The organism is Pseudoalteromonas sp. 19-MNA-CIBAN-0066 (assembly GCF_040308705.1).
GTDB lineage: Bacteria > Pseudomonadota > Gammaproteobacteria > Enterobacterales > Alteromonadaceae > Pseudoalteromonas > Pseudoalteromonas nigrifaciens.
On record NZ_JBEONZ010000314.1, the window covers coordinates 1 to 252 of the forward strand.

Here is a 252-nt window from a genome sequence, read left to right on the forward strand (position 1 = left end):
CCTTCGTTATCTTTAACAAGTGCGGCAGTATCAAAGGTGTCGGCGGGTAAAATATTAACAACAGCGTCATCACCTGAACTGTTAATAGCGTAAATCCATTTTTTAGATGCTTGATATGCAACTATTTCAGCTGCACCTTCTGGGCTTTGTGCATTTAATACACCTCTACCCACAAGGTTAATATTTAATGCTGAATTGGCATTTATACCATTTAACCCATTAGTCCCACCTGTGCCTTGTTCTCCCTGTAAT

General features: G+C 39.7%; 1 pseudogene. It reads right to left on the minus strand.

Annotated features, from left to right (window positions below):
* Positions 1 to 252: pseudogene (locus AAEZ18_RS19260) on the minus strand (choice-of-anchor I family protein); the annotation flags it as partial.